Annotated in this window: 24 protein-coding genes; 8 read left to right on the plus strand and 16 right to left on the minus strand. The window is 70.4% G+C overall.

Annotated elements, in window-relative coordinates; translation table 11 throughout:
• Positions 1 to 74 precede the first annotated feature (74 nt).
• The 4 genes from ACWDSJ_RS25595 to ACWDSJ_RS25610 are packed head-to-tail and all read right to left on the minus strand — an operon-like array spanning position 75 to position 5644.
• Positions 75 to 1565, minus strand: a complete 1491-nt coding sequence (locus tag ACWDSJ_RS25595) for a carboxylesterase/lipase family protein (protein WP_450034782.1) — start codon at positions 1563 to 1565, stop codon at positions 75 to 77.
• A gap of 25 nt (positions 1566 to 1590) precedes the next feature.
• Positions 1591 to 3525, minus strand: a complete 1935-nt coding sequence (locus ACWDSJ_RS25600; RefSeq protein ID WP_450034784.1) for an acetoacetate--CoA ligase — start codon at positions 3523 to 3525, stop codon at positions 1591 to 1593.
• Positions 3522 to 4268, minus strand: a complete 747-nt coding sequence (locus ACWDSJ_RS25605) for a 3-hydroxybutyrate dehydrogenase (RefSeq protein ID WP_450034786.1) — start codon at positions 4266 to 4268, stop codon at positions 3522 to 3524. The genes ACWDSJ_RS25600 and ACWDSJ_RS25605 overlap by 4 nt, the downstream gene beginning before the upstream one ends.
• Positions 4265 to 5644: an MFS transporter gene (locus ACWDSJ_RS25610; RefSeq protein WP_450034788.1), complete on the minus strand. Its 1380-nt coding sequence runs from the start codon at positions 5642 to 5644 to the stop codon at positions 4265 to 4267. The genes ACWDSJ_RS25605 and ACWDSJ_RS25610 overlap by 4 nt, the downstream gene beginning before the upstream one ends.
• Positions 5645 to 5785: 141 nt before the next feature.
• Between ACWDSJ_RS25610 and ACWDSJ_RS25615 the strand changes: the two genes are divergently transcribed.
• Positions 5786 to 6706 (plus strand): LysR family transcriptional regulator, encoded by a 921-nt coding sequence (locus ACWDSJ_RS25615; protein ID WP_450034790.1) that lies wholly within the window; start codon positions 5786 to 5788, stop codon positions 6704 to 6706.
• A 1-nt stretch (position 6707) separates the two neighbouring features.
• Here the strand turns inward: ACWDSJ_RS25615 and ACWDSJ_RS25620 are convergent, their stop codons facing one another.
• From ACWDSJ_RS25620 to ACWDSJ_RS25630, 3 genes are all read right to left on the minus strand, one after another.
• Positions 6708 to 7934: a cytochrome P450 family protein gene (locus tag ACWDSJ_RS25620; RefSeq protein ID WP_450034792.1), complete on the minus strand. Its 1227-nt coding sequence runs from the start codon at positions 7932 to 7934 to the stop codon at positions 6708 to 6710.
• Between the two features lie 219 nt (positions 7935 to 8153).
• Complete coding sequence (locus tag ACWDSJ_RS25625; protein WP_387369765.1) at positions 8154 to 8333, minus strand: hypothetical protein; 180 nt, start codon at positions 8331 to 8333, stop codon at positions 8154 to 8156.
• A 71-nt stretch (positions 8334 to 8404) separates the two neighbouring features.
• Entirely contained in the window at positions 8405 to 8614 is a 210-nt protein-coding gene (locus ACWDSJ_RS25630) for a hypothetical protein (protein WP_450034795.1), read from the minus strand.
• A gap of 121 nt (positions 8615 to 8735) precedes the next feature.
• Between ACWDSJ_RS25630 and ACWDSJ_RS25635 the strand changes: the two genes are divergently transcribed.
• On the plus strand, positions 8736 to 8882 hold the full coding sequence (locus ACWDSJ_RS25635; RefSeq protein ID WP_387369761.1) for a hypothetical protein: 147 nt from the start codon (positions 8736 to 8738) through the stop codon (positions 8880 to 8882).
• A 49-nt stretch (positions 8883 to 8931) separates the two neighbouring features.
• Here ACWDSJ_RS25635 and ACWDSJ_RS25640 read toward each other — a convergent pair whose 3' ends face one another.
• Complete coding sequence (locus tag ACWDSJ_RS25640; RefSeq protein ID WP_450034899.1) at positions 8932 to 10671, minus strand: pyruvate dehydrogenase; 1740 nt, start codon at positions 10669 to 10671, stop codon at positions 8932 to 8934.
• Positions 10672 to 10781: 110 nt separating this feature from the next.
• Here ACWDSJ_RS25640 and ACWDSJ_RS25645 point away from each other — a divergent pair, with 110 nt between their 5' ends.
• On the plus strand, positions 10782 to 11738 hold the full coding sequence (locus ACWDSJ_RS25645) for a TIGR03557 family F420-dependent LLM class oxidoreductase (protein ID WP_387369759.1): 957 nt from the start codon (positions 10782 to 10784) through the stop codon (positions 11736 to 11738).
• On the opposite strand, the gene ACWDSJ_RS25650 is transcribed toward ACWDSJ_RS25645, so the two are convergent.
• The gene (locus tag ACWDSJ_RS25650) at positions 11727 to 12092 is read right to left on the minus strand and encodes a winged helix-turn-helix transcriptional regulator (RefSeq protein WP_450034798.1); all 366 of its coding nucleotides are present in this window, start codon (positions 12090 to 12092) and stop codon (positions 11727 to 11729) included. The genes ACWDSJ_RS25645 and ACWDSJ_RS25650 overlap by 12 nt on opposite strands.
• A gap of 101 nt (positions 12093 to 12193) precedes the next feature.
• Between ACWDSJ_RS25650 and ACWDSJ_RS25655 the strand changes: the two genes are divergently transcribed.
• Entirely contained in the window at positions 12194 to 13042 is an 849-nt protein-coding gene (locus ACWDSJ_RS25655; protein ID WP_450034800.1) for an alpha/beta fold hydrolase, read from the plus strand.
• Here the strand turns inward: ACWDSJ_RS25655 and ACWDSJ_RS25660 are convergent.
• The 4 genes from ACWDSJ_RS25660 to ACWDSJ_RS25675 all read right to left on the minus strand — a co-directional run bounded on the left by ACWDSJ_RS25660 (position 13026) and on the right by ACWDSJ_RS25675 (position 15877).
• Positions 13026 to 13787: a glucose 1-dehydrogenase gene (locus ACWDSJ_RS25660; RefSeq protein WP_450034802.1), complete on the minus strand. Its 762-nt coding sequence runs from the start codon at positions 13785 to 13787 to the stop codon at positions 13026 to 13028. The two genes, ACWDSJ_RS25655 and ACWDSJ_RS25660, sit on opposite strands and share 17 nt — an antisense overlap.
• Before the next feature lie 104 nt (positions 13788 to 13891).
• Entirely contained in the window at positions 13892 to 14725 is an 834-nt protein-coding gene (locus ACWDSJ_RS25665; RefSeq protein ID WP_450034803.1) for a helix-turn-helix transcriptional regulator, read from the minus strand.
• A gap of 42 nt (positions 14726 to 14767) precedes the next feature.
• A complete protein-coding gene (locus ACWDSJ_RS25670) occupies positions 14768 to 15436 on the minus strand; it encodes a histone deacetylase (protein WP_450034804.1) in 669 nt (222 codons plus the stop codon).
• Positions 15437 to 15451: 15 nt separating this feature from the next.
• Entirely contained in the window at positions 15452 to 15877 is a 426-nt protein-coding gene (locus ACWDSJ_RS25675; RefSeq protein ID WP_387369084.1) for a winged helix-turn-helix transcriptional regulator, read from the minus strand.
• A gap of 77 nt (positions 15878 to 15954) precedes the next feature.
• Between ACWDSJ_RS25675 and ACWDSJ_RS25680 the strand changes: the two genes are divergently transcribed.
• Positions 15955 to 16899, plus strand: a complete 945-nt coding sequence (locus ACWDSJ_RS25680) for an NADP-dependent oxidoreductase (protein ID WP_450034805.1) — start codon at positions 15955 to 15957, stop codon at positions 16897 to 16899.
• A gap of 10 nt (positions 16900 to 16909) precedes the next feature.
• Here the strand turns inward: ACWDSJ_RS25680 and ACWDSJ_RS25685 are convergent, their stop codons facing one another.
• Both ACWDSJ_RS25685 and ACWDSJ_RS25690 read right to left on the minus strand, forming a co-directional pair.
• Complete coding sequence (locus ACWDSJ_RS25685) at positions 16910 to 17671, minus strand: siderophore-interacting protein (RefSeq protein WP_450034806.1); 762 nt, start codon at positions 17669 to 17671, stop codon at positions 16910 to 16912.
• A 24-nt stretch (positions 17672 to 17695) separates the two neighbouring features.
• On the minus strand, positions 17696 to 18259 hold the full coding sequence (locus ACWDSJ_RS25690) for a PadR family transcriptional regulator (RefSeq protein ID WP_450034807.1): 564 nt from the start codon (positions 18257 to 18259) through the stop codon (positions 17696 to 17698).
• Between the two features lie 65 nt (positions 18260 to 18324).
• Here ACWDSJ_RS25690 and lipB point away from each other — a divergent pair, with 65 nt between their 5' ends.
• Genes lipB through ACWDSJ_RS25705 form a run of 3 tightly spaced genes read left to right on the plus strand, consistent with a single transcriptional unit; the run spans position 18325 to position 20389 of the window.
• Entirely contained in the window at positions 18325 to 18969 is a 645-nt protein-coding gene (lipB, locus tag ACWDSJ_RS25695) for a lipoyl(octanoyl) transferase LipB (RefSeq protein ID WP_387369091.1), read from the plus strand.
• 28 nt (positions 18970 to 18997) lie between these two features.
• Positions 18998 to 19477 carry a pyridoxamine 5'-phosphate oxidase family protein gene (locus tag ACWDSJ_RS25700; protein ID WP_450034901.1) on the plus strand — a complete coding sequence of 160 codons (480 nt, stop codon included), beginning with the start codon at positions 18998 to 19000 and terminating at the stop codon, positions 19475 to 19477.
• Between the two features lie 3 nt (positions 19478 to 19480).
• Entirely contained in the window at positions 19481 to 20389 is a 909-nt protein-coding gene (locus tag ACWDSJ_RS25705) for a PDR/VanB family oxidoreductase (protein WP_450034808.1), read from the plus strand.
• On the opposite strand, the gene ACWDSJ_RS25710 is transcribed toward ACWDSJ_RS25705, so the two are convergent.
• Positions 20363 to 21268 (minus strand): SGNH/GDSL hydrolase family protein, encoded by a 906-nt coding sequence (locus tag ACWDSJ_RS25710; protein WP_450034809.1) that lies wholly within the window; start codon positions 21266 to 21268, stop codon positions 20363 to 20365. The two genes, ACWDSJ_RS25705 and ACWDSJ_RS25710, sit on opposite strands and share 27 nt — an antisense overlap.
• Between the last annotated feature and the right edge of the window lie 2 nt (positions 21269 to 21270).

Genomic DNA, 21270 nt, shown 5'->3' on the forward strand with positions numbered 1-21270 from the left:
TACCTGTACTGGTTCCAGAGTGACCGTCGAGCCTGGCGCGATCCTGTGCCGTTCCTATGATTTTCCGCTGATTCTCACAGGTTTACGCGCATGTGGGCCTTGCGCAGGGCCGCGAGTTCGTCGCCGCGCGGGTCGGCGACCGTGCGGGACTCGGGGAAGTCGAACGTGCGCACGAGCCGCGTGTCGGGGGTGTAGCGCGGCCAGCCGGGATCGCCGTGGGTGGCGAACGCGACCCAGGCGGCGTGAACCTCGTCGGCCAGCGCCTGCGGCGGGGTGGGTCCGGTCAGGTCGTGCGCGGCGGCGAGTCGATCGAAGACGAACGGGATCTCGAGGACGTGACACGCGCCCAGGTCGGGAACGCCCGAGCGCCAGGCGAATTCGTAGGCGTGCGCGTCCGGATTGGCCTCGGCCATGCGGGTGGCGTCGTCGCGGAAGACGGCGTCGGTGATGATCGCGGCGAACACGTCGGCGGCGCTCGCGCCGGGACGGTTGGCGCGGTAGTCGTCGGCGACGGCCGGATCGAGGCCGTAGCGCGGCAGCAGCAGCGGGAGGGTCTCGTCGGTGATGCCCGCGGCCAGGCCGGTGGGGAAGGTGAAGAAGCGGAACTCGTCGGTGTTCCAGCCGATCAGCAGCGGTACCGCGGAATCACCCTGGGCCGCCACGACATCCACGGGCCGATCGGGGACCAGCTCGCCGTCGACGACCGGGAAGAACCCGAGGATGCCCAGCCCGTTGGCGACGATCGAGGCGCCCCAGCGGGCGGGGTCGGGGTTGAGCATGAGGTCGAGGGCGATCGCGTTCTGCCCCTCGATCAGTCGCGCGGGGGTCAGCTCGCCGAACGCGGCGGCGCTGGCCTCGAGGCCGAGCCGCTCGGCGAGCAGGCCGCCGAACCGTTCCGCGTCACCCGCCTCGCACACCGCCGATCCGTTGCCGCTCTGCACGACGGCCCGGCGGAACAGTCCGCGCGCGGGCGGCGCGGCCAGCAGGGTCGCCACGCTCATGCCGCCCGCGGACTCGCCGAAGACGGTGACGTCGTCCGGATTCCCGCCGAAGGCCGCGATGTTCTCGCGCACCCAGCGCAGCGCGGCGATCTGATCGTGCAGACCCCGGTTGTGCGGGGCGCCGGGAACCGCGGCGAAGCCGGACGCGCCGAGCCGATAGTTGATGGCCACGGTGACCACGCCGTCGCGGGCGAAGGTGCCGCCGTCGTAGATCGGGCGGGCGTTGGAGCCGCGGCTGAACGCGCCGCCGTGGATCCAGACCAGCACCGGCAGCCCCGCCGCGCCCGGATCCGGGGTCCAGACGTTGACGTTCAGGTATTCGTCACCCGGGATGCCGTCACTGCCGATGAGCGCGTGGATGGGCGCGGGGTACGGCGACTGCGCGCAGGTGCCGCCGAATTCGGTGGCCGCGCGCACGCCGTCCCAGGCCGGAACCGGTTGCGGCAGTTGCCAGCGCGCGGGTCCCACCGGCGCGGCCGCGTAGGGGATGCCGAGAAAGACGGATACGCCGTCGCGGACGAAGCCGCGCACCCGGCCACCGGTCACGGTCACGATCGGTTCCATGTTCCACCTCCATGTTTCCCCTCGATTATGCGGGTCGCCGCGCCGCGAACCAGTCCAATAGGTCCGGATCGTCCACCGCGCCGCGGGCGACGACGGTGTCGGGGTCCGCGCCTTGCAGCAGTCGCTTGATCGGCACCTCGAGGCGTTTGCCGGTGCGGGTGTGCGGGATGGCGGGGGCGGGGATGATCTCGTCGGGGACGTGCCGCGGCGAGACGTGGGTGCGGATCACCTCGGTGATGCGCTGGCGCAGTGCGGCATTCGGCTCGACGCCCGCCGCGAGGACCACGAACAACGGCATCCAGTACTCGCCGTCGGGCCGTTCGACCCCGACGACGAGCGATTCGACGATCTCCGGAAGCTGCTCCACGGCCTGATAGATGTCGGCCGACCCCATGCGGATCCCGTGCCGGTTCAGCGTGGAGTCCGAGCGCCCGTGCACGACGACGCTGCCGCGGTCGGTGATCGTGATCCAGTCCCCGTGCCGCCACACCCCCGGGAACATGTCGAAATAGGCCGCGCGATAACGCTTTCCGTCCGGATCGCGCCAGAAGCCGACCGGCATCGACGGCATGGGCGCGGTGATCACCAGCTCCCCCATCTCGCCGCGCACCGACCGGCCCGCGGGATCGAAGGCGTCGACGGCCGCGCCGAGGTAGGGCGCGGACAGCTCCCCGGGCCACACCGGCACGGTCGGGGTCGCGCCGAAGAACGCCGACACCACGTCGGTGCCGCCGCTGATCGAGGCGACCTGGACGCGCGCGCCGATGTGTTCGCCCAGCCAGAGCGACGACGACGGCGGCAGCGCGGAGCCGGTGACGCCCACCGCGCGCAGCCGGGACAGGTCGAAGTCCGCGCGCGGCACGGCATTCGCCTTGACGCATCCGAGTACGTAACCCGGGCTGGTGCCGAGGACGGTGGTGCCGGTGCGCGCGGCCAGCTCCCACAGCGCGTCGGGACGCGGGCGGGCCGGGTTGCCGTCGTAGCAGACGATGGTGGCGCCGGTGAGCAGGCCCGCGTTGCGGAAGTTCCACATCATCCAGCTGGGGCTGGTGTACCAGAAGAAGGTGTCGTCGCGCCCGATGCCGAAGTGCAGCGCGACCGCCTTGAGGTGTTCGAGCAGTACGCCGCCGTGGCCGTGCACGATGCCCTTGGGCAGTCCGGTGGTGCCGGAGGAGAACAGCACCCACAGCGGATGGTCGAAAGGCACGGGCTCCGGGCGCAATTCGCCGCCGCCCGCGCTGGCCTCCGCCCAGTCGAGCGCGTCCTCGACCGGGGTCGCGCCGAGCCGCCGCACGACGACGGTGGCGCGCAGGCCGGGCAGTCCGGCGCGCAGGGCCGCGATCTCGCCGGTCCGGTCGTGCGCGCGGCCGCCGTAGCGGTAGCCGTCGGCGGCGACGAGCACGACCGGTTCCAGCTGGCCGAGGCGGTCGAGGGCGGCGCGCGCGGAGTAGTCCTGGCCGCAGGCGCTCCAGATCGCGCCGAGGCTCGCGGTGGCGAGGAACGCGATCACGGCCTCGGGGATGTCGGGCAGATATCCGGCCACCCGGTCGCCGGGACCGACGCCGAGCGAGCGCAGGGTGCGGGCGAAAGCGGCGGCGCGACCGAGTGTTTCGGCCCAGGACAGTTCGACGGTGGGGGCGTCCTCGCCGAGGCCGACGATCGCGGGGCGGTCGGTGCGGGCCTGGGCGATGACCCGGTCGACGTAGTTCAGCCGGGTGTCCGGAAACCATTGCGCGCCCGGCATTTCCCTCGAGGTCAGCACCCGTTCGGGTGCGGGGCCGAAGCCGAGGAACTCCCACAGCGCGCCCCAGAATTCGGCCACGTCCGCGACCGACCAGCGCCACAGGGCGTGGTAGTCGGCGAATTCGTGGCCGGTCCGCGCGGTGACGAAGCGCGCGAAGGCGGTCACTCGCGCGGCGGCGATCTCGTCGGGGGTCGGCTCCCACTGGCTGTCGGTCATCGGGCCGTCCACCCGCCGTCCATCACATAGGACGCGCCGGTCACCATGCCCGCGGGCGCGGAGACGAGCCAGCCCACCAGGGACGCGACCTCGTCCGGTTCGATGAGCCGTTTCACCACGCTCTCGGTGAGCAGCACCTGCTCCACGACCTCGCGTTCGGGAATGCCGTGGGCGGCGGCCTGGTCGGCGATCTGCTTGTCCACCAAGGGGGTTCGCACATAGCCCGGGTTGACGCAGTTGCTGGTGACGCCGTGCGGGCCGCCCTCGAGCGCGGTCACCTTGGACAGTCCCTCGAGCGCGTGTTTGGCGGTGACGTAGGCGGCCTTGTACGGCGAGGCGCGCAGGCCGTGCACCGAGGAGATGTTCACGATCCGGCCGTAGCCGCGCGCGTACATGTGCGGCAGCGCGGCGCGCACCAGCAGGAACGGCGCCTCGACCATGAGGGTGAGGATGTGCCGGAACCGCTCCGGCGGGAAGGACTCCAGCGGCGAAACCGTCTGCACGCCCGCGTTGTTCACCAGGATGTCGATCTCGAGCCGCAAATCCTCGAGCCCGGCCACGTCCAGCAGATCCACCGCCCACGCGCGCCCGCCGAGTTCGGCGGCCAGCTTCTCCGCGCCCGTCGCGTCCACGTCGGCCACGGTGACCGTCGCCCCGCGGGCGGCGAGTTCGCGGGCACAGGCCGCCCCGATCCCGCTCGCCCCGCCCGTCACCAGGGCCGCCCGTCCGGTCAGATCCGTCATCGCGCGTTCACCTCCACCTTTCCCGTCCGCGCCCCCGCGTCGGCGCGATCCACCGATTCCAGTGCCAGGCCCCGGGTTTCGCGGGCGAACCCGACGGCCACCGCCGTGACGACCGCGGCCGCGGCGAGGTACCACGCGATGGGCACCGACGAGCCGAACGAGTCCAGCAGTCGCACCGCGATGATCGGGGCCAGCGATCCGGCCACGATCGAGGTCACCTGATAGCCCAGCGACACACCCGAATACCGCATGCGGGTCGGGAACATCTCCGCCATGATCGCCGGTTGCGGCGCGTACATGAAGGCGTGGAACACCAGCCCGATGATGATCGCCAGCAGGATGACCGCGTTGTGCTTGCTGTCCATCATGGGAAAGGCGAAGAAGCCCCAGGTTGCCGCCGCGACCGTGCCGAGCAGGTACACCGGCCGCCGCCCGATCCGGTCGCTGAGCCGCCCGGCCAGCGGGATGACCAGGAAGTGCACGGCGTGCGCGATCAGCAGCCACCACAGGATGTGCTTGGTATCGGCCTTGACGTGCACCTTCAGGTACGTGATCGAGAAGGTGACCACCAGGTAGTACATGATGTTCTCGGCGAAGCGCAGGCCCATGGCGGTGAAAACCCCACGGGGATAACGCATCAGCACCTCGACCACACTGAACGACGTCGCCGCGCGCTGTTCCATTTCGCGCTGCGCCTCCACGAAGATCGGCGCGTCGGTCACCTTGGTGCGCACGTAGTAGCCGACCAGCACCACGACCGCCGACAGCCAGAACGCCACCCGCCAGCCCCAGCTCAGAAACGCCGCGTCCGAGAGCGTGGAGGTCAGCACCAGCAGCACGACGGTGGCGAGCAGATTGCCCATCGGCACCCCGGCCTGCGGCCAGCTCGCCCAGAATCCGCGCCTGCTCGCCGGACTGTGCTCGGCGACCAGCAGCACCGCCCCGCCCCATTCACCGCCGACCGCGAAGCCCTGCACGAAGCGCAGGATCACCAGCAGCGCGGGCGCCCAGTATCCGACCTGGTGAAAGGTGGGCAGGCAGCCCATGAGAAACGTTGCGGCGCCGACCAATACGAGGCTGAACTGCAACAGCTTCTTGCGCCCGTACCGATCCCCGAAGTGCCCGAACACCACCCCGCCCAGCGGCCGGGCCGCGAATCCGACCGCGTAGGTGACGAACGCGGCGAGGATCGCGTCCAGATCGCTCGAGCTCGCGGGGAAGAAGACCTTGCCGAACACCAGCGTGGCCGCGGTGCCGTAGAGGAAGAACTCGTACCACTCCACGACGGTCCCGGCCATGGACGCGGCCACGACCCGGCGCAGACCGCGCGGGGCCGGTGCGTCGGGCGGGTTCGGCGGTACTGCGCTGGACGTCATGGCACTGCTCCTTCATGACCTCGGCCATATCGCGAACGAATTGTGATGGCCGACACAAAAACTCGATGTGCCCGAGTATTGGTGCAGATATCGCCGCCCGCAATGCCCAGATCCGCAGTCCGCGTCTGCGAGAATGCAGATATGCCCGACCTCGGCCGCCGCCCCAGCGCGGACGATCTGCTCGTTCTGCTCGCCGTCGGCCGCTCCGGCCGATTCGTCTCCGCCGCCGATGAACTCGGCCTCAACCACACCACGATCTCCCGGCGCATCGCCGCGCTCGAGCACGCGCTCGGCGGGCGGGTGCTGACCCGAGTGACCGGCGGCTGGGAGCTGACCGAACTGGGCCGCGAGGCGCTGGCGGCCGCGGAGGCGGTGGAGTCGGCGGTGCGTTCGCTGGCCGCCGACGCCGACGGCGCCCGCACGCTCGAGGGTATGGTGCGGATCTCGGCCACCGACGGTTTCAGCGCCTATATCGCGGCGCCCTCGGCCGCGCGCGTGCAGCGTCGGCATCCGCGCCTGGCGGTGGAGATCGTCGCGGCGACCCGGCGCGCGTCGGTGCAGCGCTCCGGCGTGGATCTCGAGGTGGTGGTCGGGGAGCCTAAAGTGTTGCGCGCGCAGGCGATTCGGCTGGGGGACTACTGTCTGGGGCTGTACGGGTCGCGCGACTATCTGGGCGAGCACGGGATGCCGGGGACGATCGAGGAGTTGGGTCGTTATCCGCTGGTCTACTTCATCGAATCCCTGTTGCAGGTCGACGATCTGGATCTGGCGTCGAACTTCGCGCCGATGATGCGGCAGTCGGTGTCCTCGACCAATGTCTTCGTGCACGTCGAGGCGACGCGGGCCGCGGCCGGGTTGGGTCTGCTGCCGTGTTTCATGGCCGACCGGCACGCCGATCTGGTCCGGGTGTTGCCCGAGCGGGTGGCGGTGCGGTTGACCTACTGGCTGGTGGCGCGGGCGGAGACGCTGCGCCGTCCGGAGGTCGCGGCCGTGGTCGAGGCGATCCGGGAGACCGTGCGCGAGCAGCGCGAGGCCCTGCTCGGGCTGCCCACGACGGGATGAGTCAGCCGCGCAACTTCACGGGCAGTTCGTTCATGCCCCGGATGAGGAAGCTGGACTGCCAGTGCGGGGCGAACTCCGGATCGGCGAGCGTCAGGTCCGGAAAGCGGTGCAGCAGAGCCGAGAACGCGATGTTCGCCTCGAGCCGGGCCAGCGGCGCGCCCACGCAGAAGTGGATGCCGTGCCCGAAGGCGAGGTGCCCGCCCGCGTCGGCGGTGATGTCGAGGCGGTCGGCGCCGCTGTAGCGGCTCGGATCGTGATTGGCCGCGGCCAGCGCCACGTACACGATCTCGTCGGCGGGGATCTCGCGGTCGGCGATGCGCACCGGTTCGACGGTGTAGCGCAGGCTGGCCCAGCCGACCGGGCCGTCGTAGCGCAGGAATTCCTCGATCGCGGCGGGGATGCCCTCGGGATCGGTTCGCAGCGCGTCGAATTGGCGGCGGTCGCGCAGCAGCGCGTAGGTGCCGTTGCCGATCAGGTTCACGGTGGTCTCGTGGCCCGCGACCAGCAGCAGGAACGCCATGGCGACCAGTTCGCCCGCGCTGAGCTGATCGCCGTCGTCGCTGACCTGCACCAGCGCGGACAGCAGATCCTCGCCGGGGTGGGCGCGTTTGTCCGCCACCAGGGATTCGAGATAGCCCTGCATGCTCGTGGCCGCGGCGGAGATCTCCTCCGGGCTCGACGGCGCCGCGCCGAGCAGGACCTTGGTCCAGCTCTGGAAGCCCTCGCGGTCGATGAAGGGGACGCCGAGCAGTTCGCAGATCACCGTGACGGGCAAGGGAATCGCGTAGGACTGGAGCAGGTCGACGGTGTCGTGGCGATCCATCGCGTCCAGCAGGCCGGTGGTGATCTCCTCGATGCGCGGGCGCAGTTCGGTCATCCGGCGCGGGGTGAAGGTCTTGTTCACGAGTTTGCGCAGCCGGGTGTGGTCGGGCGGATCGCTGTTGAGCATGTGGATCGACAGGCTCACCGATCCCGAATTCCAGCGCGGCGGAACGCCTTTGCGGTCGAACAGGGCCCGCATTCCGCGCGCGTCCTTGCGCAATCGCGGATCGGCCAGCGCCGCACGGGCTTCGGCGTACCCCGTGACGACCCAGGCGGGCAGCCCGGCGGGAAAGCGCACCCGGTGCACCGGCCCGCGCTGCCGCCAGCGCTCGTAGTACTTGTGCGGATCCTGGTGGAAATCCTCGCCGACGAATTCGGTCCGATCCACCGCCTCGGCCTGGACCATGTCCCACTCCCCTTCACGGCCGCACCCCTGCGACCCTTACCCACCACGCTACCGAAGCGGTGGGGTTGATCGGGGTGCGATGAGGGGGCCGATATCCCCGCGGTGGGCCGGTCCGGCGAAAGTGCTTGCGCTGCCGAAGCGATGGGACCGTTCGGGCCGAGGGAAGTGCCTGCCGCGCTACCGAGGGACGTGCCTGCCGCGCTACCGAAACGGTGGGGCCTACGAGGCTCCGGATAGGGGTGGGGCGGACATTGCCGGTTCGTCGGCGGCGAGGGGGGCGGTGCGGAACGCCGCCCGGACGCGGCGGCGGTAGTCCGCGATGTATCCGCCGTAGGCGAGCAATACCGCCGTGGCGAGTACGCCCAATACGGCAGCGATCAGCGGCACCCACGATGCCAAGGGTCTCCTCCGTCCGTTCGAGTGGCCTCACGGCTATTACCAACCGGGAACCAGTCAAACATCACGAAGTTCTACACATTCAGACAGAACCGCGCGGAACCCGTGCTCAACAGGCAGTTGAACGGATTCGGGACGATGTCGTAGGGGGACCAAACGGGCGCGAGCGCCAGCAAGGCGACACACGCGGCATGAGCGACGAAGCGACGACCCGGCATCTCGGCCTCCTGTGGCAACGCTGCGGACGCGTACGCCGGGGAGATACCCCACGGCCGTTCGGTCATGCCGAAGGTCACACCTGTCGCGCACCCTGATTGGACGCACCCACCGGGGGTATGACGGGGACGAAGGCGTCCGCGCCTTCGCGGCCCGAGTCTGGGCAGGTCAAGCGCTCAGGAGGACAGTGTGATCGACCAGAGGAACACCCAGCAGGATTCCGGCACGGCGGAAACGTCGGTGGTCTGGCCGGACCCCAGCCCGCTGAGTTCGTGGTGGGACGCCGTGATGCGGGGGGACAGCTCCACCCCGCGGGTCTCGCGCAGCGTGGGCTGAATTCGAGTCGACGGGCGTCCCCGCGCTCGGGGTGGCCGCGGGGGCGCCGTCACGGCCGCGGAACATTACGCAAATTGGTCCGGGCCAGTTCGATCATCTTGCCGACACCGCCGTCGAGGACGGTCCGGCCGGCCGCGAGCGCGAAGCCGCGGACCTGGGCGGCGGTGATCTTCGGGGGGATGGACAGGGCGTTGGGGTCGGTGATCAGTTCGATCACGGCGGGGCCGGGGCGGTTCAGATGGTCGGTGAGGGCCGGGCGGATCTTCGCGGGGTCCTCGACCCGGACCGAGGGGATGCCGCATCCGGCGGCGATGGCGCTGAAATCGATTGGCGGACTGTCGGTTCCGAAGTCGGGGAAACCGTCGACCAGCATCTCCAGTTTGACCATGCCCAGCGACGAGTTGTTGAAGACCACCACCTTGACCGGCAGATCGTAGGTGGCCACGGTGAGCAGATCGCCCATGAGCATGGACAGCCCGCCGTCACCGGAGATGGAGACCACCTGCCGCCCGGGGTCGGCGAAGTGCGCACCGATGGCGTGCGGCAGCGCGTTCGCCATACTGCCGTGCCGGAACGAGCCGATGACGCGGCGGCGGCCGTTGGGGGTGAGATACCGTGCGGCCCAGACGTTTCCCATGCCGGTGTCGACGGTGAAGACGGTGTCGTCGGCGGCGACGTCGTCGAGGATCGCGGCCGCGTACTCCGGGTGGATGGGGGTGTGGTGTTCGATGTCGCGGGTGTAGGCGTCGACCACCTTCTGCAACCCGCGCTCGTGTTCGCGCAGCATCCGATCCAGGAACGAGCGATCCGAGCGCGGCCGCAGCCGCGGCAGCAGGGCGTGGATGGTCTCCCCCACGTCGCCGTGCACGGCCAGATCCAGGGCGGTATGCCTGCCGAGCCGACCGGGATCGATGTCGACCTGGATGGTGCGGGCCTGGGGCAGGAAGTCGTCGTAGGGAAAATCGGTGCCCAGCAACAGGATTCGGTCGGCGGCGTGCATGGCGTCGTAGCAGGCGCCGTAGCCGAGCAGCCCGCTCATGCCGACGTCGTAGGGGTTGTCGTACTGGATCCACTCCTTGCCGCCGAGCGAGTGGCCGACGGGGGCGGCCAGCGTCTCGGCCAAGCGCATGACCTCGTCGTGCGCGTCGCGACACCCCGCGCCGCAGAACAGCATCACCTTCTCGGATTCGTCCAGCAGCCGGGCCAATTCGTCGATCCGGTCCGGCGGCGGCACGACGGGCGCGGGGGTGGCGATGGACACCGCGCGGGGAGTGGGGTGCGCGGCGTCGCGGGCGGCCACGTCGCCGGGTAGGGCGAGCACCGAGACCCCGCCGCGGCCCACGGCCGTCTGCATGGCGATGTTCAGCAGCCGGGGCAGCTGTTCGGGCTGGGACACGAGTTCGCAGTAGTGGCTGCACTCGACGAACAGCCGCTCGGGATGGGTCTCCTGGAAGTAGCCGGTCCCGATCTCCTTCGACGGGATGTGCGAGGCGATGGCCAGCACGGGCGCGCCGGAGCGATGCGCGTCGTAGAGGCCGTTGATCAGATGCAGATTGCCGGGCCCGCAGCTGCCCGCGCAGACGGCGAGCCGCCCGGCGATCTGCGCCTCGGCCGCGGCGGCGAAGGCGGCGGTCTCCTCGTGCCGCACGTGCACCCAGTCGATTCCCTCCGTCCGGCGGATGGCGTCGACGATCGGGTTGAGGCTGTCGCCCACCACCCCGTACACCCGCCGCACCCCGGCCCGCACCAACATCCGCACCAACTGATCGGCGATCGTGGTCATGGAGATGATCTTGACCGAATTCGGCGAGCGAAAACCCACGAGTGCCGAGGCGATCGTTTGCCGCCCGGGCACCCGGGTAGCCGGTGCCGGGGACCATCTCTCGGAGGGAGGCACGCGTGCAGATCGGATACAAGCTCGCCGCGGAGGCGTTCGGGCCCGCCGATTTGATCCGGCAAGCCGAGCTGGCCGAACGGGCCGGATTCGACTTCGTGGAGATCAGCGACCATTACCACCCGTGGCTGGACAATCAGGGACATTCGCCGTTCGCGTGGACGGTGTTGGGCGCGATCGCCGCCCGCACCGAACGCATCGGCCTGGCCACGGGCGTCACCTGCCCGACCGTCCGCTACCACCCGGCGATCATCGCGCAGGCCGCGGCCACGCTGGCCCTGGTCTCGGACGGCCGGTTCACCCTCGGCGTCGGCGCGGGCGAACGCCTCAACGAGCATGTGGTCGGCCCCGGCTTCCCGGAGTCGGTGCACGGCCGCCACGAGCTGCTGCGCGAGGCTCTGGAGATCATCCGGTTGTTGTGGCAGGGCGGCTATCAGTCCTACGACGGCAAATACCTCAAGCTCGCCGACGCCCAGGTGTTCGATCTGCCCGCCGAGCCGCCGGTGATCGCGGTCGCCGCGGGCGGTAAGCAGGCCGCCGAACTCGCGGCCGAGCTGGGCGACGGCCTGTTCGCCACCGAGCCGCGCGGCGACATTGTCGAGCAGTACCAGCAGAGCGGCGGCAAGGGCCCGCGCTACGCCGAGGTCCCGGTGGCATGGGCGACCGACGAGAACGCCGCCGTGCAGGCCGCGTTGGAGACCTCCCGCTGGGCGTTGACCGGCTGGAAGGTCATGAGCGAGTTGCCCAATCCGGTGAACTTCGCCGCCGCGTCGAAGACGGTGCGCCCGGACGATATTCGCGAACAGTTCACCTGCGGCAACGACCCGTCCGCGTTCGTGGAGGCGGTCAGCGAGTACACCAAGGCCGGATTCGACCACATCGTCCTCCAGAACGCCGGACCCGACCCCGAGGGCTTCATCGACTTCTTCGCCTCGGAGCTGGCCGGGCGGCTACGCGCCTGACCCCGACCGGGCCGCATCGATCTCGGCCATGTGCTCCTCGGCCCACGTCCGCAGGCTCGCGAGCGGAATCTCCAGGGAGCGGCCGAGATCGGTGAGCCGGTAGTGCACCCGCGGTGGAACCGTGGGCTCGACGCGCCGCGCGACCAGGCCGTCGGCCGTCAGATTCTGCAAGGTCGCCGACAGCATCTTCTGCGAGATGCCCGGGATGCGCCGCCGCAGTTCGGCGAACCGCAGCTCGTCGGGTTCGGCCTCGGCGAGCAGCTTCACGACCATCGACACCCATTTCGTGCCGACCCGGTCCAGCAGGCGACGGGTCGGGCAGGCCGGATCGAAGACGTCGCCGCGTGCGGTCACCTCGAGCTCACCACCTGTTCGGAAAGTGCCTTCTTGGCACGGCGAGTGCCGTTACCTAAGTTCTCATGGTAACCGATGGTTACCAGCAGTGAGGTGCGGCAATGTCTTTCGAACCGGTTGTGCGACGCGTCGCGACCAATGGGGTGGAGCTGAATGTGGCGGTCGCGGGACGGGGGCCCGCGGTGGTGCTGTTGCACGGGTTTCCGCATACGTGGGAGTTGTGGCGAGGGGTGATGGGGGCGTTGGCTCCGCGGTATCGGATGATCGCGCCGGATCTGCGGGGGCTGGGGGCGAGTTCGCGGCCGGAGGGCGGGTACGACGCGGGGACCGTGGCGGCGGATGTGGTCGGGCTGCTGGACGCGTTGGGCGAGCGGGACGCGGTTGTCGTGGGCATCGATGCGGGGGCGCCTCCGGCGTTCCTGACGGCGTATACGGGGCGGGTCCGGGGCGTGGTGCTGATGGAGTCGCTGTTGGGGGGATTGCCTGCGGCGGAAGGGTTTTCGGGTGGTGCGCCGTGGTGGTTCGGGTTCCACGCCGTTCCCGGGCTGGCGGAGACGGTGCTGGTCGGGCACGAGGACGAGTACATCGAGTGGTTCCTGCGGGCCGGGACGTTGGGGCGTGGGGTGCCGGAGCCGGTGCGTTCGGCGTTCCTGCGCGCCTATCGCGGAAGTGCCGCCCTACGAAGCGCTTTCGAGTACTACCGAGCCATGCCGGAGAGCGCCCGGCAGATCGCGGCGGCGAGTTCGGCACGCCTCACCGTGCCCACACTGGCGATCGGCTCCCATCCGGTCGGGCGGACGCTGGGAGACCAATTGCGTTCGCTCGCCGATGATTTGACCACCGAGGTGATTCCGGATTGCGGTCATATCATCCCGATCGATGCGCCCGAGACCTTGGTGGCGTTGCTCTCGGAATTCCTTGCGCGCGCATCGGTTACAGCGGAGCCGTGAGGGCGGAGGTCAGGCCGCCGTCGATCGTGAGGTCTCGGCCGTTGACATAGGCGGCCTCGGCGGAGGCGAGGAAGGCGACGGCGGCGGCGATGTCGTTCGGGGCGCCGAGGCGTCCGGCGGGAACCGTTGCGGCGGCGCGGGTTTGGGCCTCGAGGGAGGTGTCCGCGCGGAACGCCGGGGTGTCGGTGTAGCCCGGGCTGATCGAGTTCACGCGAATGCGGCGAGGAGCCAGTTCTGTCGCGAGGGTGCGGGCCAGGCTGTGGACGGCGGCCTTGGTGGCGGAGTAGAGGGCGGCCGAGGTCGTGCCGCGGTGGGCGGCGAAGGAGGCGTTGAGGATGATCGCGGCGTGGTCGGGCAAGAGGGGGAGCATCCGTTGGACGGTGAAGAAGACGGACTTGACGTTACCCGCGACGACGCGGTCGAAGTCGCGCTCGGTTACGGTGTGGAACGGCTGGAACGCGCCGATGCCCGCGTTGGCGAAGACGATGTCGAGACGGCCGTACCGGTCGCGAATCGTCGCCGCGAGGGCGTCGAGGTCGGTGAGGTCGGCCGCGTCCCCCCGGACGGCGAGAACATCGTCGCCCAGTTCCCGCGCCGCCGCCGCGAGCCTCGACTCGTCCCGGCCCGTGATCACGACCCGCGCCCCTTCGTCGCGCAGGCGGCGCGCGGTGGCGAGCCCCATTCCGCTGGTCCCCCCGGTGATCAGGGCAGTCTTGTCGTGGAAACGAAAAGCATTGGCTGTCATGGGTTCAGCGTGCGCGCGGGCGGCGGGAGGAAACAGTGCGCGGTGATCGTGGGTGTGGCACCACCAGGCTCGGGTCGCCCGGCCCGCGCGCGCGGCGGCGTCGGTCACGCGGATTGCCGAAGCTCGAGGGTTTCCAGGCGGGCGGCGGTCTCGGTGCCTGATCGCGGGGTGTAGAGGACGAGCCGCCGGGTGGGGTTGTCGGCAGGGGTCAGGGTGGTGGCCGTGAAGCTCAGGAGACCGGCCACCGGATGGTGGAGGGTGTTGGTCGCCCGCGCCGGGACGCCTACCTCGTGACGGTCCCAGAGTGTGGCGAAATCAACGCTCGCGGAACGGAGTTCATCGATCACCCGGGTGAAACCGGGATCGTCGGGTGCGTGGGCCGCGTCGGCGCGATAGGCCGCCACGACCCCGGGCGCCGCCGCCCGCCACTGTTCGGGGACGGTCAGGTAGCGCGGATTGGTGAAGAAGGTGATCAAGCAGTTGTCCGGCCCGGCCCCGAAACCGAACACCTCGCGCGCGAAGTCGTTGTAACCCAGCACATTCCAGTACAGGTCCCGCAGTACCGCGGGACGCCGCTCCCCGTCGAGGATCTCCCGGACCTCGACGTCGATCTCGGCCGTGAACTCCGGGACGACCGGTGGCGGGTTCACGCCCGCCAGCAGATACAGATGCGCGCGCTCGGCGTCGCCGAGCGCCAGCGCTCGCGCCACCGCGTCCAGCACCTCCACCGACACGGTGATGTCGCGGCCTTGTTCGAGCCAGGTGTACCAGGACACCCCCACCCCGGCGAGCACCGCGACCTCCTCCCGCCGCAGGCCGGGCGTGCGCCGCCGCCCCGATGTCGGCAGACCGACCTCGCCCGGGGAGAGCCGCGCCCGTCTCGTGCGCAGGAAGTCACGCAGCAGGGCGCGGCGGGCGGGTATCGAGGCGGTGGTCATGATCGGAGTCAACCCGCCGGGCGGCGCGAATAGTCCGCCCGCTCAGGGCAATTCCCACGGTAACTCGGCGAGCGCGTCCAGGTCGGCCGCGGTGCACATGCCCCGGACGCCGGGCAGTCGCGCGAGGTAGTCGACGACCCGGTCGTGGTCCCAGCCGTGGGATTCGCGCAGGCCCGCGGCGATCATGCCGAGGTAGGAGCGGGAGGGGCGGGTGAGGTCGGCGGTGGCGTGGTCCCAGGGAGCGGTGAAGGTGACGATCGGGTAGCCCTGGGAATCGCCTACATGCAGTACGGTTTCGTAGCGGCCGGGGCCCAATTGCAAACGGCCCGTTGCCAATACCTCGTCGATATCCGGTTCGGGGGCCTCGCCCGGTACGCGGTACATCTCCTGGTGGAGCAGGTCGGCGAACTGGGCCCGGGTGAGCAGGTAGCCGCGGGCCGCCGCGCCCACCGGCCAGCCCTCGTGCGGTTCGTCGGCGTAGAAGGCGACGCCGCCGCCCCAGATCTTGCTCTGCCAGGCGAAGTAGATCGTGCCCGGGAGGGTGAGGGGCTGGGTTTGCAAGGGCGGGGTGGGGTCGCGGAAACCGGGGTAGGTGTGGGCGGTCCACGGCGGGGTGCCGCCCTGGATGTAGTACGCCAGGCGACCGGCGTGCAGGTTGGAGCCGTAGGCGGCGTACCAGATGTGGGAGGCCGACGGGGCGGTAACGGTCACGATCGCTCCTTCCGCTCAGCCTGTGGTGTGCCCGCTCGGGGCGAGTTCCACACCGTCATACGCGTCACGCGCGGCGAGCACCTCGTCCATGTGCTGTTCGGCCCAGCCCTTGATAGCGGACATCACCGGGAGCAGCGAGCGGCCCAGCGGGGTCAACTCGTAGTCGACCCGTACCGGAACCGTGGGAGTGACCGTGCGGGACACCAGGCCGTCGCGTTCCAGATTGCGCAGGGTCTGGGTGAGCATCTTCTGGCTCACGCTGGCGAGTCTTCGGCGCAGGTCGGTGTAGCGGCGCGGGCCGTCGGCGAGGGCGGTGACGACCAGGCTCACCCACTTGTCGGCGATCCGGTCGAGCAGCTGGCGAGCCGGGCATTCGGCCAGGTACGCGTCGTAGGCCGCCACTTCGTCGGCGCGACGGTCGGCCGCGGTGCGCGTGGTCATGACTCTCCTCACGGTGCGATGGGCACTTTCGAGTGCCTACTTCCCGATAGAGAGTAACAGCCCATACGTTGTGCGGTATGAGCGCAGAGCAGAGCATGCGGGCGGTCGTGGCCCGCGGTTACGGCGGCCCGGACGTGCTGGAGCTGGTGGAGTTGCCCGTCCCCGAGCCGGGTGCGGGCCAGGTACGGATCAGGGTCGAGGCGGCGGCCGTGAATCCGGTCGACCTGGCGACCCGTTCGGGCGCACTGGTCGACGGGGGTCTGATGGCGGCGCGCCCGATCACCGGAATCGGCTGGGACGTCGCGGGCACGGTCGACGCCCTCGGTCCCGGCGCGACCTCGTTCACCGTGGGCCAGTCCGTGATCGGACTGCGCGACCTGCTCGACGTCTCCGTCGGCGCGTACGCCGAATACCTCGTCCTCGACGAATCCGCCGTCGCCCCCGCCCCCGTCGATGTCCCCGCGTCCGCCGCGGCGACCCTTCCGCTCAACGGTCTCACCGCCGCCCAGGCCCTGGACCGCCTCGCCCTCCCCGCGGGCGGCACCCTGCTGATCACCGGCGCGGCCGGGGCCGTGGGCGCCTTCGCGGTCGAACTCGCGGCCCGCCGGGGCGTGCGCGTGGTCGCGCAAGCGAACGCCGCCGACGAACCCTTCCTCCGCGACATCGGCGCCCACTGGTTCCTCGACCGCGAAAAACCCGACCTCCCAACGGAAGTCCGCCGCCTGATCCCCGCCGGAGCGGACGCCGCCCTCGACACCGCGGGCCTCGGCATCCGTGCCCTCGCCGCCGTCCGCACGAACGGCTCCTACGCCACGGTCGTCGGCGGCCCTCCCCCACTCCCCTTGCGCGGCATCACCGTTCACCAGATCTGGATCAAGGCCGACGGCCCCACCCTCACCACCCTCGCGACCCACGTCCCGACCCTGCGCGTGGCCGGAACGTTCCCGCTGGACAAGGCGGCCCTGGCCCACCGACGCCTGGCCGAGGGCCGAGTACGCGGCCGCTTCGTCCTCACGCTGTGACGGCTCTCCGTCAATCCATCCCCCGCCGCCCCGGCGTCCAGAACGGCTTGGTGAGGATCGCGCGGCGGGGCCAGCCTCGGTCGTGGACAAGGTGTTTCGTGATGCGCTGGATGGTGCGGGCCTCGCCTGCCAGGTAGGCGATGCCCGGGGTGGTGGGGAGGTCGAGGGTGCGGATGGCGTTCAGGAGGGTGGTGGAGTCGGCCGCCGAGGTGGTGCCGCGGAGGGGGCGGGTGAGGGATTCGGATCGAGGGAGGGGGAGGCGGTCTTCCGGGGTGGCGGTTTCGATGGCGCCGTGGACGGGGGTTTCGTCGGGGAGGGCGCGGAGCATGGGGCCGAAGGCCACCGAGGCGGTTTCCTCTCCGGCGAACAGGTGGTAGGGGGCGTCGGGGCGGAGGGTGAAGGCGCCCTCGGGGCCGCGGAAGCGGACGGGGGCGCCGACGGTGGCGGTGCGGCCCCAGCGGGCGCCGGGGCCGTCGCCGTGGTCGAGGACGCACACGTGCAGTTCGCCGTTCTCGCGGTCGAAATGCCAGACCGAGTAGGTCCGCAGGTCGCCGAGGCGGGCGAAGACGCCGTCGGCGTCGGGGTCGCCGGTGGCGATCCGAACCTGTTGTCCCGGAAGCCAATCCAGGTCGCGTAGGTCGGGGCCGCCGATGCGGACGCGGGTCATGCGGGCGGCGATGCGTTCGGTCTCGAGGACGCGGCCGGTGCTGAAGAACCGGTCCAGGAGCCGGTCACCGAGGCCACGGGAGGGTCGATTGTCGGTGTGCGCCATGGGAATACCTTCGATTCGCGGAATTCAATCGGTGTGTCGGCCCCGTCGCCGACGGTGATGCCGACGTTTCGCGTCGGATTTCAGTTGCTGGAGTTCGCGGGTGGTGTCCCGCAGGATGTCGCGCACCTGGTCGACGACGACCGGATCGCCGTGCGCGTGCGCCACCGCCGAGACCGCCGCCTTGAACAAACGCAGTGCGGGACCGATGATCTCGGCGGCCTCGGGATCGCGGAACATCCCCCACTCGCCGCGTTCGTCGGCCCGCGCCCAGATCCGCTCGATCGTCGCGCGCTGCCGGTCGACCTCGTCTTGCCCGGCGGGGTCGATGTGGAAAACCTTTCGCCCGCCGGTGATTTCGAGGGTGACCAGCCCCTCGTCCTCGAGCTGTTGCAGCGTGGGGTACACCGCGCCCGCGCTGGGCCGATACGCCCCGCCGCAGCGCTGCTCGAGCCGGGACATCAGCTCGTATCCGTGGCCGGGCCGCTCCGCGATCAGCGCCAGCAGCGCCAGCCGCAGCTCACCGGCGCCGAAGAAGCGCCCACTCCCCGGCCCCACCCCGCCCAGATCGGCGAAACGTCGCGGATTCACCGTCTGACGATATATCGTAAGATATAGCTACAGCAAGGCTTCCGGGCATGAACTATCGTCGAGTCATGAGGACGCGGCCGCTGCGATTGATCCGGGACGAACTCGTGGATTACGACAAGGCCCTCGACCGCATGGCCGAGCTGGTCGAGGCGCGCCAGCGCGACGCCGTACCGGATACGTTGTGGCTGCTCAGCCATCCGCAGGTCTACACCATCGGCCGGCGCACCCCGGCCGAGCACCTGCCCGACCCCGCCCACCACATCCCCGTGATCGAGACCACCCGCGGCGGCCAGCTCACCTACCACGGCCCCGGTCAGCTCGTCGGCTATCTCATCGTCCGGCTCGGACCGGGCGAAGGCGTGGTCGACTACATCCGAGAGGTCGAGCACCGCCTGGTCGCCGCCCTCGCCGACCTCGGCGTCGCGGCCGAAAGACGCGACACCCCACCGGGTTCGGAGCTGCTGACCGGCGTGTGGACCACCGCGACCGGCCGCAAGATCGTCTCCATCGGCATGCGCCAGAGCCGCGGCGTCACCAGCCACGGCTTCGCGCTCAATGTCGACGGCGACCTCGAACCGTGGCGCTGGGCGGTGGCCTGCGGCCTCCCCGAGGTCGACATGACCTCCGTGAGCCGCGAGATCGGCCCCACCACCATGGATCAGGCCCGCGCCGCCGTCGCCGCCGCCTTCGAGGCGAGCGAACGGGCCTAGGCCGTCTCCTCGCTCCCGGGAGCCAGATATCGCACGAGCATGGTGCCCAACTCGCGCTCGAACCGCACCAGATCCGCGGTGCCGTGTTTTCGTGAAGGTGCTCGACGAACGCACCCTCGCGATTCCGGACCGGCCCGGCAACAAGATCGGCGACTCGTTCGGCAATCTCGCGCAGAACGACGGCATCGGGCTGCTGTTCCTTATCCCGGGTATGCGAGAGACGTTGCGCGTCAACGGCCGTGGGTACGTCACCGACGAACCCGAGGTGCTCGCGCGAATGCGGACCGAGGCGAGCGAGCCGGTGCTGGCGATCGTCGTCGAGGTGGAGCAGGTCTATTTCCATTGCGGGCGAGCGCTGGTGCGCTCCCGGCTGTGGGATCCGGCCAGTCAGGCCCTGGCGGCGGAGATGCCGTCCGCGGGTGAGGCGGCGGTCGCGCAGCTGGGGATCGATATCGATCCGGCGCTGATCGATCAGGGTCTCGAGGCGTCCTACCGGAAGTTGTACTGACCGATGCCCGCCACCCAGCGCGCGGTGCTCGACCGGATCGAGCCGATCGCCGAAGACGTTGTCGCCCTGACCTTTCGCGGGGATCTGGCGCCCTGGCAGCCGGGCGCGCACATCGACCTCACGTTACCCAACTGGCTCACCCGCCAATACTCGCTCTGCGGCGATCCGGCCGACCCCGCGCCCTACCGCATCGCCGTGCGCTACGACCGGCTCAGCCGCGGGGGGTCGGAGTACATCCACCGTCATCTGCGAGCGGGCCGCGAGCTGGATATCTCGTTGCCGCGCAACAACTTCCCGCTCGTGCGGGCGCGCGAGTACCTGTTCCTCGCCGGGGGTATCGGGATCACGGCGATCCTGCCGATGCTGACCCGGGCGCGGGCGGCCGGGGCGGGCGTGCGGCTGGTGTACACCGGGCGTTCCGAATCGACCATGCCGTTCCTGGACGAGATCCGCGCGGTCTGCCCGGACCCCGCCACCATCGTGACAACCAGCCGTCACCCTCGGCCCGATCTCCACGCCCTCGCCGCCGACCTGCCGCCGGACGCCGCGGTCTACTGCTGCGGCCCGGCATCGATGCTCGCGGCGGCCGAGGCGGCCTTCGGTCCCGGCCGGGCGCACATCGAACATTTCCGCCCGCGCCGAAAGACGTTCGCCCCCAATACGTCCTTCACCGCCGAATGCGCGCGTTCGGGCCGGACGATCGAGGTCCCGCCGGACGAATCCCTCCTCGACGCCTTGAACCACGCCGGAAACTCGGTCCCCGCCGGGTGCCGCGAGGGCGTCTGCGGCAGCTGCGTCGTCCGAGTCCTCGACGGCGAACCCGAACACCGCGACGATATCGGCGCGGCCCCCGGGGAGATCTTCACCTGCGTATCCCGTTCCCGCTCACCGCGATTGGTCCTCGACCTCTGACTCCAGCGCCGCCAACACCTGACGGGCGGTGTTGGCGTGGCTCGCGGCATTGGGGTGCAGGGGTACGACGGCGTCCGGGGAGGCGGGCACCGCGCCCACCATCCAGCTCTGGCCGGGGGCGGCGCAGGCGTCGTGGCCCCGGGTGGAGGCGGTCAGGCTGACGAAGGTCGCGTCGTGGGCGGCGGCCTGGGCGGCCATGACGGCATTGAGTTGGTCGATCTTGGCCTGGAGGTAGGTCGCGTCGGCGGGCCAGGCGGGTTGCACGCCGGGACAACCGTTCTCGCGGATGCCCTGGGGGTAGCCGACCAGGACGATGTGCGCGAGGGGGGCGCGCTGGCGGATCTGCTCGATGATGGTGCCGTAGGTGGGGGCGAAGGCGTCGATGTGTTCGCCGACGACGTCGCGGCCGCCCGCGGTGTTCGCGGCGGCGCAGGATTGCCCGTAGGGCTCGGGGAGGGGATTGATGCAGGACACCCCGAGTTGCACCAGCCCGATGTCGTTGCCGCCCATGCCGATCGTCACCAGCGTGGTGTCGGGGGTGAGCGCGTCGTACTGCGGGGCGGCGGGACCGGTGAGATCCGGCTGTGTCCCGGCGAGGTCGGCCGAGGTCGCGCCGCCGCAGCTGACATCGCGGAAGACCTTGGCGTGCAATGCCTTCGCCACCAGCTTCGGGTAGTTCACGGTGCTCTGACTGCACAACCCGACGACCCCGTTCACCGTGGTCACCGGCGCGATCCCGACCCCGGCGGCATAGGAGTCGCCCATCGCGACGTAAACCGCCTCGGCGGTGGTGGATTCGGCGGACGCGGTGCCGGTGGCGGCGGCAGCGGCCAGCCCGGCGGCCACCGCGACGGTGCGGAGGCGACGAGAAGTGGACATCG

This window comes from Nocardia sp. NPDC003482, from assembly GCF_053588115.1.

What these genes read in the sequence shown, in the direction of transcription:
- ACWDSJ_RS25675 (WP_387369084.1), bottom strand. Translation starts at nt 15,877, where the DNA reads ATGACCACGCGCACCGCGGCCGACCGTCGCGCCGACGAAGTGGCGGCC.
- ACWDSJ_RS25655 (WP_450034800.1), top strand. Translation starts at nt 12,194, where the DNA reads ATGTCTTTCGAACCGGTTGTGCGACGCGTCGCGACCAATGGGGTGGAG.
- ACWDSJ_RS25665 (WP_450034803.1), bottom strand. Translation starts at nt 14,725, where the DNA reads ATGACCACCGCCTCGATACCCGCCCGCCGCGCCCTGCTGCGTGACTTC.
- ACWDSJ_RS25680 (WP_450034805.1), top strand. Translation starts at nt 15,955, where the DNA reads ATGAGCGCAGAGCAGAGCATGCGGGCGGTCGTGGCCCGCGGTTACGGC.
- ACWDSJ_RS25600 (WP_450034784.1), bottom strand. Translation starts at nt 3,525, where the DNA reads ATGACCGACAGCCAGTGGGAGCCGACCCCCGACGAGATCGCCGCCGCG.
- ACWDSJ_RS25705 (WP_450034808.1), top strand. Translation starts at nt 19,481, where the DNA reads ATGCCCGCCACCCAGCGCGCGGTGCTCGACCGGATCGAGCCGATCGCC.
- ACWDSJ_RS25595 (WP_450034782.1), bottom strand. Translation starts at nt 1,565, where the DNA reads ATGGAACCGATCGTGACCGTGACCGGTGGCCGGGTGCGCGGCTTCGTC.
- ACWDSJ_RS25710 (WP_450034809.1), bottom strand. Translation starts at nt 21,268, where the DNA reads ATGTCCACTTCTCGTCGCCTCCGCACCGTCGCGGTGGCCGCCGGGCTG.
- ACWDSJ_RS25660 (WP_450034802.1), bottom strand. Translation starts at nt 13,787, where the DNA reads ATGACAGCCAATGCTTTTCGTTTCCACGACAAGACTGCCCTGATCACC.
- ACWDSJ_RS25630 (WP_450034795.1), bottom strand. Translation starts at nt 8,614, where the DNA reads ATGACCGAACGGCCGTGGGGTATCTCCCCGGCGTACGCGTCCGCAGCG.
- ACWDSJ_RS25605 (WP_450034786.1), bottom strand. Translation starts at nt 4,268, where the DNA reads ATGACGGATCTGACCGGACGGGCGGCCCTGGTGACGGGCGGGGCGAGC.
- ACWDSJ_RS25620 (WP_450034792.1), bottom strand. Translation starts at nt 7,934, where the DNA reads ATGGTCCAGGCCGAGGCGGTGGATCGGACCGAATTCGTCGGCGAGGAT.
- ACWDSJ_RS25685 (WP_450034806.1), bottom strand. Translation starts at nt 17,671, where the DNA reads ATGGCGCACACCGACAATCGACCCTCCCGTGGCCTCGGTGACCGGCTC.
- ACWDSJ_RS25615 (WP_450034790.1), top strand. Translation starts at nt 5,786, where the DNA reads ATGCCCGACCTCGGCCGCCGCCCCAGCGCGGACGATCTGCTCGTTCTG.
- ACWDSJ_RS25610 (WP_450034788.1), bottom strand. Translation starts at nt 5,644, where the DNA reads ATGACGTCCAGCGCAGTACCGCCGAACCCGCCCGACGCACCGGCCCCG.
- lipB (WP_387369091.1), top strand. Translation starts at nt 18,325, where the DNA reads ATGAGGACGCGGCCGCTGCGATTGATCCGGGACGAACTCGTGGATTAC.